This window comes from Kitasatospora sp. NPDC001225 (assembly GCF_053597855.1).
The window spans coordinates 1-16,909 of sequence record NZ_JBSFJC010000158.1 but is presented as its reverse complement, the minus strand read 5'-3'; the positions used below and the strand labels follow the sequence as shown (position 1 = coordinate 16,909).

The window sequence follows — 16,909 nt, the reverse complement described above, 5'->3', positions numbered from 1 at the left end:
CGCGGTGGTGTTCGGTGAGGAGCAGGTTTCGTATGGCGAGCTGGACACGTGGTCCTCGCGGATCGCGGGCCGGCTGCGTGGCCGGGGCCGCCGGGGCGACGGTGGTACGGCCCGGCCGGGACGCCACGCCGCCCGGCGCCGCCGTCGCCGGGCCCGCGGCCGGGTCCGCGGTGGCGGGCGCCGCCGCCCTCGTCGAGGCCGGCCGCCCGCCCGCCGGACAGCCGTCCGCCCCCGCGCAGGCCCCCGTACCGTCGGGCGGACCGGGCACGGGCGAGAGCCCCGCGCCCGCCGCCGGGCCCGGACCGGCCACCGCCCCGCCGTACGCCACGTCCGCAGCCCCGCCGCCCGCGCCGGTCCCCGCCGCGCCCGCCGCCCCGGCCCCCGCCCCCGCCGTGGGCCAGAGCCCGGCCGCGCCCGCGCCGACCTCCGCCGCCCCGGAGCGCCCCGCCCCCGGCGAAACGGCCACCCCCACGACGCCCGCGACCCCGACGCAGTCCGCCCAGCCCACGCCGCAGCCCAAACCGCCCCTGCCCGCCGAGGCGCGGATCACCGGCACCAACGGCGCGCTGGACAACTACTCCTCCAACGACCAGGACGGCAACACCGTCGGCACCTACTTCGCCAACGGCACGGCGGCGCAGCTCTGGCGGCTGGACCGGGTCGCCGACGGGATGTACTACCTGCGCAACGCCTCCAGCAACTTCACCAAGGTGCTGGACCAGGACCGCAGGAGCGGACTGGTGCAGATCTGGACGAGTCCGCCGGCCGACTGGAACCAGGTCTGGGCCATCGCGCAGGTCCCGGGCGGCTACCGGATCGCCAACGTCGCCACCCAGCTGTGCCTGACGTCCGAGGGCATCGGCGTCGGGACCCACGTGGCGTCCTGCACGGGCGCGCAGAACCAGGTGTGGACGTTCAACTGAGCCGTCGGCCGGGCATCCCCGCTCCCGGGCCTCCCGCCGCCGCCCGGATCCGACCGGAGACCGCCGTCGACCGGGGCCGCGACGGCGAGCTGTACGACTACGACGCGGACGACGCCGGGTTCGTCCGCGATCCGGGGGCCGGGGCGGCGCTGTGGGCGGTGCCACGGCCCCGGGTCACCACGGGGCCATCACCAGCTCGCCGATCACCTGGAGGCCGACTCGTGCCGCCAGCCACGGGGCGCGTTCGGCCTCGACATGCTTGACGTGCACGAACACCGTGTGGTCGGCCGCCGGCTCCGTCAGGTCGAGGTCCCGGGCATGCGCGCAGACCGTCACGTAGGCGCCCCTGGGACCTCCGGCACCGAGGCCGATGTCGGGAGCCTCCGGCCAGCCGGAGAAGTCCCAGCGGACCGACACCGGGCATGCCCCCGCCGCCGCCAGGACCGGCCGCACCACGTCCGCGGACATGCCCCAGCCCATCAACCGGACCGGGAGGTGGGCCGACGGCGGGTCACCCCTGTCGGAGGAGCCGTGTCCGGCGCCGTCGGCCCACCACTCGGCACCCGGCAGGAGGCCCAGGAGCCGTTCGAGGGCCCGCGCGTCGGGAACGCGCGCGTCGAAGTCGACCTCGAGCTCCTGGGTGTCGGCGAGATCCAGCAACCGCCCGGCGGCCCGCAGGGCCTCGTCGAGGTCCGCCGTCCTCAGGACCGGTCGCGCGTAGGAGTTGGCCATGGCGGGGAGTCTGCCAGGGCGCCCGCACTCGGAGATACCGGTTTTGTCCGCGCCCTGGACCTGCCGGCGTCCCCCCGTCCCCCTCGGAGGCGCCCCCAGGTCGGCTCGCCGGACCGGGCGGACCTCCGGCGGGTCACGCCGGCAGCCAGGACGGCCACTGCCGGCGCGGCCGGACGGCGGGCCGGGCCGGGCCGATCAGCTCGCGCAGCCGGGCGGCCTCGGGGGAGCCGATGGAGGCCAGGATGTCGTAGGCCTCCGACCGGTGCGCCCGGGCCGCCTCCCCGACGGCATCCCCGGCATCCCCGGTGCCCTCGGCGGCCGCGCGGTCGGCGAGCGCGTCGCCGAGCGCCGCCAGGGCCAGCCCCCGCCCCCGGCGGTCGCCGTCGAGCGTCAGCACCTCCACCGCCCGACCGGCCGCCGCCACCGCCTCCTCGCCGCGGCCGACGGCGCGCAGCGACTCGGCGAGCCGCAGCAGCGTACGGCCGGTGCGGCGCCGGTCGTCCGGCCGCAGCAGGGCCAGGGCGTTGCGGTGGTGGCGCAGGGCCTGCTCGTACTCGCCGCGGTCGTGGGCGATCGTCCCCAACGAGTCCAGGGCGAGCGCCTGGAGTTCGTGGTCGGCGAGCTCGTGGCAGATCAGCAGCGACTGGTCGACGACGCGCACCGCCGCCTCGGAGCGGCCGAGCCCGGTGAACGCGCCCGCCAGGTTGAGCAGTTCGGCCGCCACCGAGCGCCGGTCGCCGAGCCGCTCCCACACCGAGATCGCCGCCGTGAAGCCGTCGACCGCGTCACCCGGCCGGCCGACCTGGGCGAACAGGGCGGCCAGCGAGGCATGGGCCAGGGCGAGCAGCGGCCCCGGCAGGTCGTGGGCGGTGCACAGGTCGCGGGCCCTGAACAGCTCGGCGAGGGCCGCGGGTTCGGAGCCGACCTCGGTCAGCAGCCGTCCGAGCACCAGCCGGGCCCTGACCTCGCCCGTCCGGTCGCCCGCGCGGACGGCGGCGTGGAGCAGCACCTTGGCCGCGTGCCCGAGCGGCCGGGCGGCCTGGCCGGTCTCGCACAACAGGACGTAGCCGAGCAGCAGTTCGGCCGCCAGGTCGAGCCGGGGCGGCTCGGGGAGGGCGGCGTACTGGCCGACCAGCGCGCCGATGCCGCGGTAGTCGCCGCGGCCGTGGGCCGCCGCCGTACCGCAGCCACCGCCACGGGCGGCGGCACCGGTGAAGGGCAGGGCGGCGCGGGCGGCGGCCGGGCCGAGGGCCGCGACGGTCTCGCCGTGGTGACGGGCCACCAGGCGGGTGAGGACGGCGGCCGGCCGGTCCCCCTCCGCCTCCGCTTCCCCCTCCGGGGCGAGCTGCAGGGCGAAGGCGCGCAGCAGGTCGTGGTACCGGTAGCGGTCCGGCGGCGCCGTCTCCAGCATCGAGCAGTCGACCAGCGACTCGGCCAGCTCCTCGGCCTCCTGCTCGGGCAGGCCGAGCACCGCCGCGACCGCCCCCGGCGACAGGTCGGGCACCTCCGGAACCGCCAACAGGCGGAAGGCCCGGGCCTGTTCGGGCGTCAGCTGGTCGTAGCCGAAGCGGAACGCCGACTCGACGGCGAGGTCCCCGGCGCGCAGCACGTCCAGCCGGCGGCGGTCCCCGGCCAGCTTGTCGAGCAGCCGGGCCATCGACCAGCCCGGCCGGCAGGCGAGGCGCGCGGCGAGGATCCGTACGGCCAGCGGGAGGTGGCCGCAGAGCCGCACGAGCTCCCCGGCGGTGTCCGCCTCGGCCCGCAGCCGCTGCCCGCCGACCACCCGTTCGAGCAGGCCCAGGGCCTCCTGCGGGGCGAACGCGGTCAGCTCGACGACGTGCGCGTTGGGAAGCGAACCGAGCCTGGCCCGGCTGGTGACGAGCACGGCGCAGCCCGCCCGGCCGGGCAGCAGCGGCCTGATCTGCTCGGCGTCCCGGGCGTTGTCGAGGACCACCAGCACCCGCCGGCCCGAGAGCAACGAGCGGAACTGGGCGGAGCGTTCGGCGAGCCCGGGCGCCAGCCCCTCCGGCGGCACGCCCAGGGACCGCAGGAAGGCGCCCACCGCCTCCTCGGGCCGGGTCGGGCGGCCGTCGGCCCCGTGCAGGTCCAGGTAGAGCTGGCCGTCGGGGAAGTCCGCGGCCAGCGTGTGCGCGACGTGGACGGCCAGCGCCGTCTTGCCCACGCCGCCCAGCCCCGACACCGTCGCCACGGGCATGGTGCCGGGGGAGAGCAGGACGGCCCGCAGCGCCTCGGTCTGCGCCTCGCGGCCGGTGAAGTCGGCGAGGTCGGCCGGGACTTGGGTCGGCCGGACCGCCGCCGGGTACGGCGCACGGGCCGCGGCGGCGGGCCGGGCCGTTGTCGGTGCGGACGCGGGCGCGGACGCAGGCGTGGACGCCGAGGTGGGCGCGGGCGCCACGAGCGCGGCGTCGGCCACCAGGATCCGGCGCTGCAACTCGCGCAACCCGGGCCCGGCCGAGACGCCGAGCTGCGCCCGCAGCCGCCGGTCCGCCGCGCGGTACACGCCCAGGGCCTCCGCCTGCCGGCCGGTCCGGTAGAGGGCGAGCATCAGCAGTTCGGAGAACCGCTCCCGGAGCGGGTACTCGGCGACCACGGCGGTCAGTTCGGCGACGGCCTCGCCGGACGGCCCGGCCTCGACCTCGGCCTCCAGACAGGACTCCAGGACGGTCACCCGGCGCTCGGCCCACTCGCCGCGCTGCCGCTCGGCGTACGGGCCGGGCAGCCCGGTCATCGGCTCGCCCTGCCACAGCGCCAGCGCCGAGCGGAGCACGGCGGCGGCGCGGGCGTGCTGCCCGCCGGCGCGCAGCTCCCGCGCCTCGCCGAGGAGTTCCTCGACCCGGTAGGTGTCCAGCCCGCCGGCGTCCAGGGCGAACAGGTAGCCCCCGCTGAGCGTGGTCGGCGCGGCGGGCCCCAGGACGCGGCGCAGGCGGTGGACGTACGTCCGGATCACGGCGGAGGGCTTGGCGGGCGGATCATCGCCCCACAGGTCGTCGACCAACTGACCGGTCGACACCGGGTGATTGGCCCTCAGCAGCAGCGCGAGCAACAGGCTCCGCTGCTGCGGCGATCCGAGCACGAGCTCGCCGCCGTCCCGCCACCCCCGCAGCGGCCCCAGCACCGTGAACCGTAAACCACCCACCGGCCAATCCCCCTCCGCCCGCACACGATCCCCCGGCCGCGCATTTTACCGACCGCATCACCCCTGGTCAGGGACGAGGCCCCGGGCCCGTCCGGGAGTACGGGGATACCCTGGCCGCCGGCCCGGGAACGAGGGGGAGACCATGACGCACGCGACGGCACCGGACGGCACCCGCATCGCCTACCAGTTGCGCGGCGAAGGGGCGCCACTGGTCCTGCTGGCCGGCCAGGCCAACGACCACCACTGGTGGGACGCGGTCCGCGCCGACTTCCACCCCGCCCGCGCCACCCTCACCCTCGACCACCGCGGCACCGGCGGCAGCGACAAGCCCGACACCCCGTACAGCACCGAACAGTTCGCCCGGGACGTCGTCGCCGTCCTCGACGACCTCGGCATCGACCGGGCCGACGTCTACGGCACCTCCATGGGCGGACGGGTGGCCCAGCAGCTCGCCGCCCGCCACCCGCACCGGGTGCGCGCCCTGGTCCTCGGCTGCACCTCACCCGGTGGCCCGCACGGCGTCGAACGCGGCGCCGACGTCCGCCGCGCCCTGGCGCAACCCGACCCCGAGGCCGCGCGACAGGCCCTGCTGGAGCTGATGTACACCCCCCGGTGGCTCGACTCCCACCCCGGCCCGCACCACACCCTCGGCGACCCCGCCATGCCCGCCCACGCCCGCCGCCGCCACCTCGCGGCCAGCAACCGGCACGACGCCTGGGACCTCCTGCCGGCCATCGGCGCCCCCACCCTGGTCCTCCACGGCGCCGACGACCGGCTCAACCCCGCCGCCAACGCCCCCCTGCTCGCCGCCCGCATCCCCGGCGCCCGCGCGCACCTGATCCCCGGCGCCCGGCACGCCTACTTCGAGGAGTTCCGCACCACCGCGAGCCCCCTCGTCCTGGACTTCCTCACCACCGCCCCGCACCGGCCGTAGGCACGGCAAGCGGAAGGACCGGTTTCGGCCAGTCGTGTCGCCGGTGGATACAACCGATCACATCTTCGGCATGCTGACCGCTCACGTTGTCCGGACACACGACAAGGGGAGAAGGCCATGCGTCGAATCGCGGCTCTGGGGGCGGGGGCGGCACTGCTGGTGGCCGCCGGTGTGATGGCGGCGCCGAGCGCCTCGGCGACCTCGTACTGCAGCACCACCCAGGGGACGAACTGGGGCTCGGTGAGCTGCCAGACCACCGCCACGAAGAACCACTGGCAGCTGGTGCTGGTCTGCAACAACGACAACGTCAAGGGCAGCCAGGCGACCGTCAACGGCCTCTGGCACATGGGCAACGGCAGCGACACCCTCTACTGCCCCACCGGCTACAGCGCGGCGTACACCAAGGTCAACAACGACAACTGAACCTCCGGCCCCGGGAGTCGGCTGTTCGGTCGGCGAGCCCGCCGCCGCCCGCGGTGGGCGGGCCCGGCGACCGGGCAGGCCCGTACAGTCCCGGTCATGACCGACACCACCGCGTCGTGGCGCGAACGTGAACGCACCACCGTCTTCAGCAAGTTCGGGCGGTCCGTCGACCGCGTCGGGTTCGAGCTGCCCGACGGCAGGACGGAGGAGTTCTACCTCAAGCGCGAGAGCCCGGGCGGCGCGGTGCTCGCCCTCACCCCCGACCGGCGCGTGATCCTCGCCCGCCAGTACCGGCCCGGCCCCGACCGCGTGCTGTACGAACTGCCCGGCGGCCTCCTGGACCCCGGCGAACAGGCGGTGGACGCCGCCGCCCGTGAGCTGCTGGAGGAGACCGGCTACCGGGGCCAGGCCCGCGCCGCCGGCTCGTACTGGCTGGACGCCTACTCCGACGTCCGCCGCTACGCCTTCGTCGCCACCGACTGCGTCAAGGTCGCCGAACCGCGGCCGGAGCGCAACGAGTTCATCGACGTCACCACCGTCGACCTGGACGATTTTCGCACCCGCGTGCTGCGCAGCGGCGAGATGACCGACACCGCCGCCGCCTACCTCGCCCTGGACGCACTGGGCCTGCTGTGAGCCGGGCGATTCCTGGGCCCGGACCGCGTGCACGGCGGTCCGGGCCTGAGGGTCAGCCGGTGGTATCGGTCAGCAGCCGTCCTGGGGCCGCTTCCCGCAGTGCACGCCCGGACATGAGGCCCGGCAGTTCCGGCAGGCGCTCGGCCCGGCGCTGGAGGAGGTGGACCTTCGCCTCGGGGAGATCGGCGACGCGCAGCAGCTGCCAGCCCTGGCCCCGCTGGTAGTAGCGCGACAACTGTTCCTGGGCGGTGCCGCGACGCACCCAGCGGATGCCGTTCACGGCAGCGTGGTCAAGGGCCCACCAGGCGAGCAGGCGTCCGAGGCGGTAGGGATTCGGCCGGGTGAAGCTGGTCGTGAGGAAGAGGCTGGGCTCGGCACGGTCCTCGTCCGTGAAGCCCCACGGGGGGAGGGCGTCCTCCCGCATGATCGTCGTGCAGCCGACGACACCGCGTCCCCGGTGCTCCAGCACCCACACGGGAATGTCCGGGTTCGCGGCCTGGGCCCCGAACTCGTCGGCCGCCGCCTCGCACTCGCCGAGCCCGCGCTCCGACAACCAGCGGGAACGCTCGCGGATCATGTCGGCGATCGCGGCAGCGTCTGCCGCGATCGCCTCGCGCATCCGAAACACCGGTGGCTCCTCTCCTGCGTGATGGTTCTTCGGGCTGGTCAACGGCATGGCCACCACCGCGGCGTACGGCGAGCACGTCAGCGTGCTGCGCAGGAAGTCGGACCCGCCGACTTTCTGCGCAGTGGGGTCAGGTGCGGGTGTTGCGGGTGGCTGCGCGGGCGCGGCAGTGGGCGAGGGCGTACTTGATGCGGGTCTCGGAGTGGTGGGTGGTGGTGAGGAGTTCGCCGGCGGTGGTGAGGGTGGTCCAGTAGAGGGTGGGGTTGCCGGTGCGGGGCATGGGGTGGGTGGTGGTGAGGGAGAGGTAGGCGGTGGTGAGGTTGCCGGTGGTGAACCAGCGGGTGAGGCCGTGGTGGTGGCCGGGGCGGAGGCTGCCGTGGGCGTCGACGGCGGTGAGGAGGTGGTCGACGATGGTGAGTTCGGTGTCGGTGAGGGACTTGGGGATGTCGAAGACGCCGAGGGCTTCGAGGAGTTCGCCGGTGTCGGTCTCGGTGCCGGGGGTGGGGTCGGCGAGGAGGGCGTCGTAGCAGTCGTTGAGGCGGCGGGTGGTTTCGGCGTGGGGGATGGTGAGGGCGAGGCAGACGGCGCGGGCGGAGGGCAACGGCTTGCGGGTGCGGCGGGCGAGGAGGGCGTACGTCTCGGCGGGGGTCCGGCCACGGGAGAGGGCGTGGCGGGCCAGGGTCGTGAGGTGCATGGGGGGTTCGGGCTTTCAGGCGGTGACGAGGGCGGGGGTGGGGGACGGGGCGATGTGGGCCCAGACGTACTTGCCGATGCCGTCGGGCTGGGAGGAGCAGCCCCAGCGTTCGGCGAGTTCGTTGACGAGGAGCAGGCCGCGGCCGTGTTCGGCGTCCGGCGCGGCGGCTCGGAGGGTGGGGTGGGTGGGGTGGGTGGTGCCGGCGTCGTGGACTTCGAGGCGGAGGCGGGAGTTGACGAGGGTGAAGCGGATCTCGATGGGGTGGTCGTCCGGCGCGTCGGAGTGCTGGACGGCGTTGGCGAAGAGTTCGCCGAGGAGGAGTTCGGCGGTGTCGGCGTAGCGGTCGCCGGAGGGCAAGCCGGAGAGGTACGCGCGGAGGAGGTAGCGCGCCAGGGGCGTGGACTCGATGCGGGAGTCGAGGCGCGCGACGAACATGCGGGGGCGGCGGGTTTTGAGCATGGCGAAGTACCTCGGGGGAGGGTGCGTGCGGGGGGAGTGCGCCGTGCGCGACTGTTGCTGAAGGCCCGGACCGCGCCCATGGCGGTCCGGCCTGGGGGGTGTCGCCTTGGTCAGCCGACCGGGACCGGGACGCCCTGGATGAGGAGGGGGAGGCCGTCGCCGTGCTCCCAGGCGTCCCAGGCGTCCTCGACGCGGCGGTACTGGTCGTCGGCCATGGCGTCGCGGAGCTGGTGGCGGGGGACCCAGTGGAGGGCGTGGATCTCCTCCGGGGGCTGGTGGTGGCGGACGAGTTCGGCCTGCTGGGGCGTGAGCATCCCGCCCGCGTAGACGAGGTCGAGGCCCTCGGGGAACTCGGCGGCGGGCACGTAGTCGATGGTGAGGATGGTGCGGAGGGGCAGGACGAGCCCGGTCTCGGTCTCCAAGTGCCGGCGGGCCGCGAGGTGGGGGAGCTCGTCCTGCTCGGCGCTGCCGCCGGGGAGGACCAGGCCGTCCCGGTAGAGGGGATCGACCAGGAGGACGAGGAGTTCGCCCGACCCGGCGGGGTCCTCGCGCAGGGCGAAGACCTGCTGGCCCGACCGGCGGGCGGGGGGTTTGGTCATGATGCGGGTCCTGCTCAACTCTGCTCCAGGTACGAGGAATTGGTGGCGAGCGAAAGCGGTCGCCCGTCGATGGGCCGGCGGTAGGGCGGCCGAAGTGCCGCTTTCCTGAGCGCTACCTCCACGAAGACGCTCGCGCGGCTCACCCTCCTCCAGGGCGCTGAAGTCCAAGACGACTTCGTGGAGTTGGTAGAGGGGCGCGGGATTCCGCGCGTGATGCATGGGGTCTCCGAATGTTGCTCTGCGCGCCCGGTGAATCACCAGGTGTAGCCATAGTGGCGTGATCGCCTCTACGATTGCCAGCGCCTTACCCTTGACAGCAATGTCGTGTGAAGGAGCTGAACGATCATGACTGAAGCCGATGTTGACGCCCAGGCATCGCCACAAGTCCGCTTCGGCCAGGAACTTCGCAGGTCACGCCGGGCAAAGCGGTGGCCGCAGACTGAAGTGGCCAGGCGCCTGGGATACTCCGGTGCGCACATCTCATATGTCGAGAACGGCAAGCGTTCCCCAACAAGGCCCTTGGCTGTTAAGGCCGATGAGGTGTTCGAGTCGGGCCAAAGGTTCTACGAGTTGTGGCGGCGATTCAGTCGGGCGGCACTTCTTGAGGGATTCGCTGAGTTTGCTGACGCCGAAGCCCGGTGCCGACGGCTGCGAACGGTCGGCCTGATCATCGTTCCCGGCCTCCTGCAGACCCCCGCGTATGCGAGGGCACTGGCACAGGCAGCCGTGAGACGGGGTGCGATCACCCAGACCGAGGCCGATGAACGAACCGACTATCTGGCCCTGCGCCAGGAGATCCTTGGACGGAAGAACCCGCCAACGATTCACGCAGTGATCGAGGAGGGAGTGTTGCTGCGCCCCGTAGGCGGCCCTCAGGTCATGGCCGAGCAGCTGCTGCACCTTGAGGACCTGGCCGAGCGTCCGAACATCACACTGCAGATTGCCCCGTTCAGCATGGGAGAGAACCTCTCCTTCACACTGCCGGTGGTTCTGTTGAACCTTCCGGACCACACAGTCGTGGGCTACGCGGAGTCGACAGCGCGGGGCCATCTTGAGCGCTCACGCGCAACGGTCGCGGGGTGGGAAAGTGACTACGATCAGCTACTGGTGGAAGCGCTGCCGAAGGCCGCATCCCTGGAGAAGCTCCGCAGGGCCCGAAAGGAATTCCAATCATGACCGACCGTGTAGACCTGTCCAGCGCTTCCTGGGTCAAGTCCTCGTACTCCAACAACGGCGGCGACTGTGTCGAGGTCGCTCCCGGCCTCCCCGGCCTGGCCCCTGTCCGTGACTCCAAGGACCCCCAGGGCCCGGCTCTCGTCTTCCCGGCTGAGGCCTGGGTGTCGTTCGTTGTGGCTGTCCGCAGTGGTGAGTTCGGCGACGTCTGAATCGGAGCCTGAAGGCAGCCCTGCTGGGGGCGGTTCCAGGGGTACCGCGACACGTGGTCGATCTACCAGGCTCAGGCTGTGAAGAGGCAGTCAAACGCTCGGCTGGGGGTTCCCAGCCGAGCGTTTTTGCGTGAGCTGGGGAGGGCACGGGAGGGTTATGGAACTTGACCTCGCCGGCGCCGGATGGCGGAAGAGCACGTACAGCAACAACGGGGGCAGTTGCGTCGAGGTGGCGGATGGCTACCCGGGTGTCATGCCGGTCCGGGACTCCAAGGATCCGGAGGGGCCGGCCCTCGTCTTTCCGGTCAAGGAGTGGGAGTTGTTCGTTACCGCTGTCCGCAGTGGTGAGTTCGACGTACTTTGAGGGGATGACGATGCACGACGGCATCACCCTCGACCAGGGCGGCTACGGCTGGGCCAAGTCCAGCCACTCGGCTGGTGAGAACGGCAACTGCATCGAGGTCGGCCGGACCCTGTCCGGCGCCATCCCGGTGCGCGACACCAAGCAGCATCGGCGCGGCCCCGTCCTGGAGTTCACCCCCGTGGCGTTCCAGGGCTTCCTCGACGCGGTCAAAGCGGGCGAGTTCCCGGTTCAGCTGTGGCGGGTGAAGTAGATCGGGGGAGGGGGCGGAAGGACTATGAGCGCTATGGAACTTGACCTTGCCGACGCCAGGTGGCGGAAGAGCACGTACAGCAACAACGGGGGCAACTGCGTCGAGGTGGCGGACGGCTTCCCGGGTGTCATGCCGGTCCGGGACTCCAAGGATCCGGAGGGGCCGGCCCTCGTCTTTCCGGTCAAGGAGTGGGAGTTGTTCGTCGTTGCGGTCCGCAGCGGCGAGTTCGACGTGCTTTGAGAGGAGTGTCATGGCCGACTGCCGAGATCTGTCCGGCGTTTCCTGGGTCAAGTCGACGTACAGCCAGCAAGGTGGCAACTGCCTTGAGATCGCGCTTGGCTTCCGTGAACTGATGCCTGTCCGAGATTCCAAGGACCCCCACGGCCCCGCCCTGATCTTCCCGGCCGAGGCCTGGGCGTCGTTCGTCGCGGCTGTCCGCAGTGGCGAGTTCGGCGAGGTCTGAGCCCGAGCCAGAAGAGGAGTCTCTTGCCTGGCGGCACGTGGTTGGTCGTGGCGCAGCTCCCCGGCCGGGCGTTTTTGTGCGAGCGGGGGAGGGCACGGGAGGGTCATGGAACTTGACCTTGCCAGCGCCAGGTGGCGGAAGAGTACGTACAGCCAGCAAGGCGGCGACTGCCTTGAGGTTGCGCGTGGCTCTAGAGAATCGATGCCGGTCCGAGACTCCAAGGATCCCCAGGGTCCGGTCCTCGTCTTCCCGGCGGAGGCCTGGGTGTCGTTCGTCGCTGCTGTCCGCAGCGGCGAGTTCGACGTACTTTGAGGGGATGACGATGCACGACGGCATCACCCTCGACCAGGGCGGCTACTGCTGGGCCAAGTCGAGCTACAGCAGCAGCGAAAACGGTAACTGCGTCGAGGTCGGCCGGACCGTGACCGGCGCCGTCCCGGTGCGCGACACGAAGCAGCACCGGCGCGGCCCTGTCCTGGAGTTCACCCCGGCGGCGTTCCAGAGCTTCCTCGATGCCGTCAAAGCGGGCGAGTTCCCGGTTCAGGGCTGATCGGCAACAGGGGGCCGTCCGGGTCGTGACGGCTCGCTCCCCGGGCGAATCCCGCCCAGGTGCTCGCCTTCGCCGCTGTCCCGGGCGCAGGCTGCTTCCGTGACCGCGTCGCACGGGCGCGGTGCGAGCGGAAGGACTCACATGACGAGCACGCGCGGCCGCATCGCCGCTCTGCTGGGCGCCGTCGCGGTGGTCGCCGGAACCACCCTGGCCACCCCCGCAGCCGCCACGACCGTCACAGCCGCCACGGACCGGCCAGGTGGCGGGATCACCGGGCAGGCGCCCTGCCCGGACGCGCCCGAGTTCACCTGCGGGACGCTCACCGTCCCGCTGGACCACAGCGGCGCCGTCCCCGGCACCCTCGACCTCGCCGTGGCCGTCGGCGGCAACACCAAGGCCCCCAAGGGCGACCTGCTGTTCCTCTCCGGCGGCCCCGGCCAGGCCAGCGTCCCGACGGTGCGGCAGATGGCGGGCAAGCTGGAGCCCGTCCTCAAGGACTACCGCCTGGTCATGTACGACCAGCGCGGCACCGGCCGGGGCGCACTCCAGTGCCCGGGCCTCCAGGAGGACATGGGCTCCTCCGACCTCGCCGTGCCGCGCAAGCAGTCGATCGCCGACTGTGCCGCCGCCCTCGGCCCGAACGCCCGCTTCTACAGCACCGCCGACACCGTCGCCGACATCGACCTGCTGCGCCGCGCCCTCGGCGCCCGGCGCCTCACCCTGGACGGCGTCTCGTACGGCACCATCGTCGCCGAGCGGTACGCGTTCGCCCACCCGTCCCGCGTGGCCCGGCTGGTGCTCGACTCGGTGGCGCCGCCAGGGGGTTTCGACCCCCTCGACCTGGCGGCGATGCCCGCGACCGCCCGGGTGCTGCGGGCCGCCTGCCAGGCCACCGGCTGCACCACCGACCCGGCCGCGGACCTCGCCGCCACCGTCCGCCGCTACGGCAACGGGGTGCAGGTCCTGAGCGCGCTCACCGGCTACGAGTTCATCGACCCGGACTTCGGCGGGGTCCCGGAGGCGCTGCACGAGGCCGCCGCCGGGCAGCCCGCCAAGCTCCAGGGCCTCTTCGACCTCGTCCACCAGGTGGTCGACGCCGCCCCGGCGGAGGACCTCAGCCAGGGCCTGCACTCCGCCACCGTCTGCGCGGACGCGCGCTTCCCGTGGGGCAGCACCGACACCCCCGTCGAGGGCCGGGCGGCGGCGCTGGAGCGCACCCGGCAGCGGCTGACCGCCGAGCAGACCTGGCCGTACGACCCGGCCACCGCGACCGGGCTCGGCAGCCTCCTGGTCTGCCTGGACTGGCCGCGCGAGCCGGTGCCGCCGCTCCCGCCGGCGCACCGCAGGCTGCCGGACGTGCCGGTGCTGCTGCTCGGCGGCGACCGCGACATCGCGACGCCGTACGAACTGCTCTACGAGCAGGCGAAGTTGGCGCACGACCCGCAGATCGTGATCGTGCCCGGGGCGGCGCACTCGGTGCAGAACCGGGCGGCGAACCCGGCCGGACGGCAGGCGGTGTACGACTTCCTGCTGAAGTAGCCGAAGTAGCCGAAGCAGCCGGGGAACGGAAAGCCCGGGGCCCGGACCGCAGCCACCGCGGTCCGGGCCCCGTCGGCGTCCGCGGGCCGCGCTACCTATGCCCGGACGCCTACGGTCCGGCCAGGTCGCCGACTTAGGTCGCCGGCGCCGGTTCCCCATGCAGTCGGATGACCGATGCGTCCCGCCTGCCCTCGCCGCCACAGTGGTGCTGCTCCGCGAACGAACGTCGGAGCGCCCCCTGGGCAGTTGAAGAGCAGAGGAGACCATCATGATGAACCTGCGGCGACTGGCGACGAGGCTCGCGGTGGGTGCCGCCACGGTGGCCGGGGTGCTCGCCGCCACGACGACGACCGCTAGCGCCGACATCCTCACCTCGATCGAGACCGGTCCCGGCAAGTGCCCCGCCAACTGGGTGTGCCTGTGGAGCGAGAACAACTACATCGTGGGGAACCCGAAGGGCGGGGTCGACTACGGGGCCGTGGGCGCGAACGAGAACATCGCGGACCTGGGGAAGTTCAAGTTCGAGAGCAAGCTCTGGCGCTGGAAGGGCATGGCGGACGAGGCCTCCTCGGTCGTGAACAACACCGGGAGCAGCGTCTGCTTCTACGAGCACACCAACTACGGCGGCCTGGAGTTCAGGATCGGCCCCTGGGAGAAGTGGGCCTCCGTCCCGTCGTGGATCAACGACAGGATCAGCTCCTTCAAGTTCTGCTGACCTGCCCCCTCCCCCTCCTCCCCTTTTCTTCGACCTGAACGGATCGTCATGAAGCTCTCCAGGAACCTGGCCAAGCTGGGCCTGTCCGCCGCCGCCGCCGTCGGCCTGATCGTGACCGGGGCGACCTCCGCGAGCGCCACCAACGTCTACGACATCGGCCACGGGGCCGGGTCGTGCCCCGACGGCTACGTCTGCCTGTGGTCGGAGGCCAACTTCATCCGGGGCGGGACCATCAACGACGCGAAGTTCGGCTCCTTCGCGTCGAACCAGGACACCGGCGACATGGGCAAGCTCCAGAAGCGCAGCTCCGGTGGGGACAAGGGCATGCAGGACATCACCTCGTCGGTGCTGAACAACACCGGGAGCAGCATCTGCTTCTACGAGAACAACTGGTACACCGGCCTGGAGTTCAAGATCGGCCCTGGGGAGCACTGGCCCTACGTCCCATCGTGGATCAACGACAAGATCAGCTCCTTCAAGTACTGCTGACCCATCCTCACCCCGCCCCCCACCTCGACTCCCCACCTCGACCTGAACGGATCGTCATGAAGCTTTCCCAGAAGATGACCAGGCTCGGCCTGTGCGCGGCCGCCGCCGTCGGACTGGTCGTGACCGTGTCGGGCTCCGCCAGCGCCAACACGATCCTCGGCATCGGTCAGGGCGCCGGCGCGTGCCCCACCAACTACGTCTGCCTGTGGACCGAGAACAGCTACGTCGGCAACACGGGCTCCACCGGCAAGTTCCCGGCGATCGCCTCGGACCAGAACATCAGCGACATGGGCAAGCTGGAACGGAAGAACGGCCTGTGGACGGGGATGCAGGACGTCACGTCGTCGGTGGTGAACAACACCGGGAGCAGCATCTGCTTCTACGAGAACAACGACTACGGCGGCCTGGAGTTCAGGATCGGCCCCTGGGAACGGTGGCCCTCCCTCCCGTCGTGGATCAACGACAAGATCAGCTCCTTCAAGTACTGCTGATCCGCCGCAGGACCCGGCCGACCCCCGCGGCCGTGTGAAACCGTAGGCCCGGACCGCATTCACCGCGGTCCGGGCCTACGGTCCGGAGCGGGACCCTTCAGTCCGCCGGTGGCCGCTCGGTCAGCTTCTGCTGCCGCCTGGCCTGCTTGGCGGCCTTGCGGTCGGCCTTGGTCATCGCGCCGGAATCCGTGCCGGCGGGGGCGTCGACGGCCGTCGGGGCGGTGCCGGAGGGGCTCGCCGGCTGCGCCGGGGGCTCGGCCTTGGACTTGCGCAGGCTCTTGGCAACCCTCTCCAGGGTCCGTCCGATCTCCCGGAGGCGCTCCCACTCCTCGGGCTCGAAGTCGCCCGTGTGGTCCTTCCGGTAGCGGCCCAGTTCCTGCGTGAACTGGGCCGCTTTCTTCAGGCCGTGGTGGATGAGCTCGTCGTTGTCCGCGTTCTCGGCCAGTACGTCCGCCAGTTCCCCCTCGGCGGTGATCTGCGAGTAGAGGGTCAGCAGGTCACGGGCGTCCCTCTGCCGCTTCTCCGCCAGGACCTCTCCCGCCTTCTCCTTGCGCATGGCGAAGGCGGTCACCTTGTCCGTGAACAGGCGCAGCGGCGCCACGACCGTCAGGGGGACCCGGGCGGAGCTCTCGTGCACCTGCATGTCCCGCGTCTCCGTGGGCACTTTGCCCAGCGTGACGCTGACCTCGGCCCCGCCGAACGTGCCCTTCACCGTCGTGCCGTTGGCGTCCGTGCCCGCTTCGTCCTGCAGCAGGGCTTCGAGGTACGCGACGACCTGCCGGCGCAGCTCCGGGTCCTGGCCCTCGGGGTCGGCGATGTGGAGCCGCAGATCGAGGTCCTGGACGGGCCGTGCGGCCTTCAGCGCGGCCACCCCGCCTCCGCCGCCGATGCTCAGGTGCAGCCCGCTGAGACCCAGCCGGTCCTTGACGTCGTCGTTGATGACCCGTTCCAACGTGGCCGCGACGCCCAGCCGGAACTCGGATTCGGCGTCGGTGTCCGATCCGCCTTCGGCGCGCTGGACGGCGGCCGGAGGACGGGCCGGGACGTGGCCGACGGTGTGTCGGTGCTGTTCGGGCCGGGCCTGGGAGTGGCCGACCTGGGAGTGGCCGGTCTGGCGGAGCATCTGGACGACCGCGGCGTTGCCGACCGTGGCCTGGAGGCCGAGCAGCCGCGTGGGCGGGGCGGGGCTGGGCTTGCGGGCGGGGGTACGGCCGCCTGTCTCGGTGGCTCTGGTGGTCTCGTGATCGTGCAAGGAAGGCTCTCCACGGGCGCGGGGCGGTCGACTCCTCCTTGATACTGGGCGGGGGCGAACCAGTGCCAGGTACGGGCGGGCAGCAAAGGTTGCCCGGGCGGGCAACGCGCCGGTACGTGCGCGAACTCGCCTGCGGGGCAGGTGGCCACGACTCCGCCGAACAGTGGGCCCGGACCGCGTCCGGCGCGATCGTCGCCGGCCTCCTGCGCCCACTCCATTGCGCGGTCCG

The 16,909-nt window shown here is 72.4% G+C and carries 23 protein-coding genes; 16 read left to right on the top strand and 7 right to left on the bottom strand.

The window, feature by feature from the left end; translation table 11 throughout:
- Positions 1-32 precede the first annotated feature (32 nt).
- A complete protein-coding gene (locus ACWDCZ_RS34125; protein ID WP_449817888.1) occupies positions 33-923 on the top strand; it encodes an RICIN domain-containing protein in 891 nt (296 codons plus the stop codon).
- Positions 924-1,097: 174 nt separating this feature from the next.
- On the opposite strand, the gene ACWDCZ_RS34120 is transcribed toward ACWDCZ_RS34125, so the two are convergent.
- Together ACWDCZ_RS34120 and ACWDCZ_RS34115 are read right to left on the bottom strand one after the other, a co-directional pair.
- Positions 1,098-1,655: a hypothetical protein gene (locus tag ACWDCZ_RS34120; protein WP_449817887.1), complete on the bottom strand. Its 558-nt coding sequence runs from the start codon at positions 1,653-1,655 to the stop codon at positions 1,098-1,100.
- 133 nt (positions 1,656-1,788) lie between these two features.
- Positions 1,789-4,812, bottom strand: a complete 3,024-nt coding sequence (locus ACWDCZ_RS34115; protein ID WP_449817886.1) for an AfsR/SARP family transcriptional regulator — start codon at positions 4,810-4,812, stop codon at positions 1,789-1,791.
- Positions 4,813-4,954: 142 nt separating this feature from the next.
- Here ACWDCZ_RS34115 and ACWDCZ_RS34110 point away from each other — a divergent pair, with 142 nt between their 5' ends.
- The 3 genes from ACWDCZ_RS34110 to ACWDCZ_RS34100 all read left to right on the top strand — a co-directional run bounded on the left by ACWDCZ_RS34110 (position 4,955) and on the right by ACWDCZ_RS34100 (position 6,805).
- The gene (locus ACWDCZ_RS34110; protein WP_449817885.1) at positions 4,955-5,746 is read left to right on the top strand and encodes an alpha/beta fold hydrolase; all 792 of its coding nucleotides are present in this window, start codon (positions 4,955-4,957) and stop codon (positions 5,744-5,746) included.
- A 117-nt stretch (positions 5,747-5,863) separates the two neighbouring features.
- Positions 5,864-6,169: a hypothetical protein gene (locus ACWDCZ_RS34105; RefSeq protein WP_117485076.1), complete on the top strand. Its 306-nt coding sequence runs from the start codon at positions 5,864-5,866 to the stop codon at positions 6,167-6,169.
- A 96-nt stretch (positions 6,170-6,265) separates the two neighbouring features.
- On the top strand, positions 6,266-6,805 hold the full coding sequence (locus ACWDCZ_RS34100; RefSeq protein WP_449817884.1) for an NUDIX hydrolase: 540 nt from the start codon (positions 6,266-6,268) through the stop codon (positions 6,803-6,805).
- A 52-nt stretch (positions 6,806-6,857) separates the two neighbouring features.
- Here ACWDCZ_RS34100 and ACWDCZ_RS34095 read toward each other — a convergent pair whose 3' ends face one another.
- The 4 genes from ACWDCZ_RS34095 to ACWDCZ_RS34080 all read right to left on the bottom strand — a co-directional run bounded on the left by ACWDCZ_RS34095 (position 6,858) and on the right by ACWDCZ_RS34080 (position 9,182).
- On the bottom strand, positions 6,858-7,481 hold the full coding sequence (locus tag ACWDCZ_RS34095) for a GNAT family N-acetyltransferase (protein ID WP_449817883.1): 624 nt from the start codon (positions 7,479-7,481) through the stop codon (positions 6,858-6,860).
- 79 nt (positions 7,482-7,560) lie between these two features.
- Positions 7,561-8,124, bottom strand: coding sequence for a hypothetical protein (locus ACWDCZ_RS34090; protein WP_449817882.1), 564 nt, complete (start codon positions 8,122-8,124; stop codon positions 7,561-7,563).
- A 15-nt stretch (positions 8,125-8,139) separates the two neighbouring features.
- Complete coding sequence (locus ACWDCZ_RS34085) at positions 8,140-8,583, bottom strand: ATP-binding protein (protein WP_449817881.1); 444 nt, start codon at positions 8,581-8,583, stop codon at positions 8,140-8,142.
- 110 nt (positions 8,584-8,693) lie between these two features.
- Positions 8,694-9,182: an NUDIX domain-containing protein gene (locus ACWDCZ_RS34080; RefSeq protein WP_449817880.1), complete on the bottom strand. Its 489-nt coding sequence runs from the start codon at positions 9,180-9,182 to the stop codon at positions 8,694-8,696.
- Between the two features lie 345 nt (positions 9,183-9,527).
- Between ACWDCZ_RS34080 and ACWDCZ_RS34075 the strand changes: the two genes are divergently transcribed.
- From ACWDCZ_RS34075 to ACWDCZ_RS34020, 12 genes are all read left to right on the top strand, one after another.
- Positions 9,528-10,358 carry a helix-turn-helix domain-containing protein gene (locus ACWDCZ_RS34075; protein ID WP_449817879.1) on the top strand — a complete coding sequence of 277 codons (831 nt, stop codon included), beginning with the start codon at positions 9,528-9,530 and terminating at the stop codon, positions 10,356-10,358.
- Positions 10,355-10,567: a DUF397 domain-containing protein gene (locus ACWDCZ_RS34070; protein WP_449817878.1), complete on the top strand. Its 213-nt coding sequence runs from the start codon at positions 10,355-10,357 to the stop codon at positions 10,565-10,567. Before ACWDCZ_RS34075 ends, ACWDCZ_RS34070 begins: the two co-directional genes overlap by 4 nt.
- Before the next feature lie 157 nt (positions 10,568-10,724).
- The gene (locus ACWDCZ_RS34065) at positions 10,725-10,931 is read left to right on the top strand and encodes a DUF397 domain-containing protein (protein WP_449817877.1); all 207 of its coding nucleotides are present in this window, start codon (positions 10,725-10,727) and stop codon (positions 10,929-10,931) included.
- A 4-nt stretch (positions 10,932-10,935) separates the two neighbouring features.
- On the top strand, positions 10,936-11,181 hold the full coding sequence (locus ACWDCZ_RS34060; RefSeq protein ID WP_449817876.1) for a DUF397 domain-containing protein: 246 nt from the start codon (positions 10,936-10,938) through the stop codon (positions 11,179-11,181).
- Positions 11,182-11,214: 33 nt separating this feature from the next.
- Positions 11,215-11,421, top strand: a complete 207-nt coding sequence (locus ACWDCZ_RS34055; protein WP_449817875.1) for a DUF397 domain-containing protein — start codon at positions 11,215-11,217, stop codon at positions 11,419-11,421.
- A 10-nt stretch (positions 11,422-11,431) separates the two neighbouring features.
- Complete coding sequence (locus tag ACWDCZ_RS34050; RefSeq protein WP_449817874.1) at positions 11,432-11,644, top strand: DUF397 domain-containing protein; 213 nt, start codon at positions 11,432-11,434, stop codon at positions 11,642-11,644.
- Between the two features lie 105 nt (positions 11,645-11,749).
- Positions 11,750-11,956: a DUF397 domain-containing protein gene (locus ACWDCZ_RS34045; RefSeq protein WP_449817873.1), complete on the top strand. Its 207-nt coding sequence runs from the start codon at positions 11,750-11,752 to the stop codon at positions 11,954-11,956.
- A 4-nt stretch (positions 11,957-11,960) separates the two neighbouring features.
- Positions 11,961-12,194: a DUF397 domain-containing protein gene (locus ACWDCZ_RS34040; protein WP_259316289.1), complete on the top strand. Its 234-nt coding sequence runs from the start codon at positions 11,961-11,963 to the stop codon at positions 12,192-12,194.
- Positions 12,195-12,335: 141 nt separating this feature from the next.
- On the top strand, positions 12,336-13,733 hold the full coding sequence (locus ACWDCZ_RS34035) for an alpha/beta hydrolase (protein WP_449817872.1): 1,398 nt from the start codon (positions 12,336-12,338) through the stop codon (positions 13,731-13,733).
- A gap of 268 nt (positions 13,734-14,001) precedes the next feature.
- A complete protein-coding gene (locus tag ACWDCZ_RS34030; protein WP_117485045.1) occupies positions 14,002-14,448 on the top strand; it encodes a peptidase inhibitor family I36 protein in 447 nt (148 codons plus the stop codon).
- A 48-nt stretch (positions 14,449-14,496) separates the two neighbouring features.
- Entirely contained in the window at positions 14,497-14,937 is a 441-nt protein-coding gene (locus tag ACWDCZ_RS34025; RefSeq protein ID WP_074005336.1) for a peptidase inhibitor family I36 protein, read from the top strand.
- A 56-nt stretch (positions 14,938-14,993) separates the two neighbouring features.
- On the top strand, positions 14,994-15,428 hold the full coding sequence (locus ACWDCZ_RS34020) for a peptidase inhibitor family I36 protein (protein ID WP_074005337.1): 435 nt from the start codon (positions 14,994-14,996) through the stop codon (positions 15,426-15,428).
- Between the two features lie 97 nt (positions 15,429-15,525).
- On the opposite strand, the gene ACWDCZ_RS34015 is transcribed toward ACWDCZ_RS34020, so the two are convergent.
- A complete protein-coding gene (locus ACWDCZ_RS34015; protein WP_449817871.1) occupies positions 15,526-16,680 on the bottom strand; it encodes a hypothetical protein in 1,155 nt (384 codons plus the stop codon).
- Between the last annotated feature and the right edge of the window lie 229 nt (positions 16,681-16,909).

Excerpts from the sequence above, each read along its gene's own strand:
- ACWDCZ_RS34125 (WP_449817888.1), top strand. The coding sequence starts at position 33 with ATGGCGAGCTGGACACGTGGTCCTCGCGGATCGCGGGCCGGCTGCGTG.
- ACWDCZ_RS34120 (WP_449817887.1), bottom strand. The coding sequence starts at position 1,655 with ATGGCCAACTCCTACGCGCGACCGGTCCTGAGGACGGCGGACCTCGAC.
- ACWDCZ_RS34110 (WP_449817885.1), top strand. The coding sequence starts at position 4,955 with ATGACGCACGCGACGGCACCGGACGGCACCCGCATCGCCTACCAGTTG.
- ACWDCZ_RS34105 (WP_117485076.1), top strand. The coding sequence starts at position 5,864 with ATGCGTCGAATCGCGGCTCTGGGGGCGGGGGCGGCACTGCTGGTGGCC.
- ACWDCZ_RS34100 (WP_449817884.1), top strand. The coding sequence starts at position 6,266 with ATGACCGACACCACCGCGTCGTGGCGCGAACGTGAACGCACCACCGTC.
- ACWDCZ_RS34095 (WP_449817883.1), bottom strand. The coding sequence starts at position 7,481 with ATGCCGTTGACCAGCCCGAAGAACCATCACGCAGGAGAGGAGCCACCG.
- ACWDCZ_RS34090 (WP_449817882.1), bottom strand. The coding sequence starts at position 8,124 with ATGCACCTCACGACCCTGGCCCGCCACGCCCTCTCCCGTGGCCGGACC.
- ACWDCZ_RS34085 (WP_449817881.1), bottom strand. The coding sequence starts at position 8,583 with ATGCTCAAAACCCGCCGCCCCCGCATGTTCGTCGCGCGCCTCGACTCC.
- ACWDCZ_RS34080 (WP_449817880.1), bottom strand. The coding sequence starts at position 9,182 with ATGACCAAACCCCCCGCCCGCCGGTCGGGCCAGCAGGTCTTCGCCCTG.
- ACWDCZ_RS34075 (WP_449817879.1), top strand. The coding sequence starts at position 9,528 with ATGACTGAAGCCGATGTTGACGCCCAGGCATCGCCACAAGTCCGCTTC.
- ACWDCZ_RS34070 (WP_449817878.1), top strand. The coding sequence starts at position 10,355 with ATGACCGACCGTGTAGACCTGTCCAGCGCTTCCTGGGTCAAGTCCTCG.
- ACWDCZ_RS34065 (WP_449817877.1), top strand. The coding sequence starts at position 10,725 with ATGGAACTTGACCTCGCCGGCGCCGGATGGCGGAAGAGCACGTACAGC.
- ACWDCZ_RS34060 (WP_449817876.1), top strand. The coding sequence starts at position 10,936 with ATGACGATGCACGACGGCATCACCCTCGACCAGGGCGGCTACGGCTGG.
- ACWDCZ_RS34055 (WP_449817875.1), top strand. The coding sequence starts at position 11,215 with ATGGAACTTGACCTTGCCGACGCCAGGTGGCGGAAGAGCACGTACAGC.
- ACWDCZ_RS34050 (WP_449817874.1), top strand. The coding sequence starts at position 11,432 with ATGGCCGACTGCCGAGATCTGTCCGGCGTTTCCTGGGTCAAGTCGACG.
- ACWDCZ_RS34045 (WP_449817873.1), top strand. The coding sequence starts at position 11,750 with ATGGAACTTGACCTTGCCAGCGCCAGGTGGCGGAAGAGTACGTACAGC.
- ACWDCZ_RS34040 (WP_259316289.1), top strand. The coding sequence starts at position 11,961 with ATGACGATGCACGACGGCATCACCCTCGACCAGGGCGGCTACTGCTGG.
- ACWDCZ_RS34035 (WP_449817872.1), top strand. The coding sequence starts at position 12,336 with ATGACGAGCACGCGCGGCCGCATCGCCGCTCTGCTGGGCGCCGTCGCG.
- ACWDCZ_RS34030 (WP_117485045.1), top strand. The coding sequence starts at position 14,002 with ATGATGAACCTGCGGCGACTGGCGACGAGGCTCGCGGTGGGTGCCGCC.
- ACWDCZ_RS34025 (WP_074005336.1), top strand. The coding sequence starts at position 14,497 with ATGAAGCTCTCCAGGAACCTGGCCAAGCTGGGCCTGTCCGCCGCCGCC.
- ACWDCZ_RS34020 (WP_074005337.1), top strand. The coding sequence starts at position 14,994 with ATGAAGCTTTCCCAGAAGATGACCAGGCTCGGCCTGTGCGCGGCCGCC.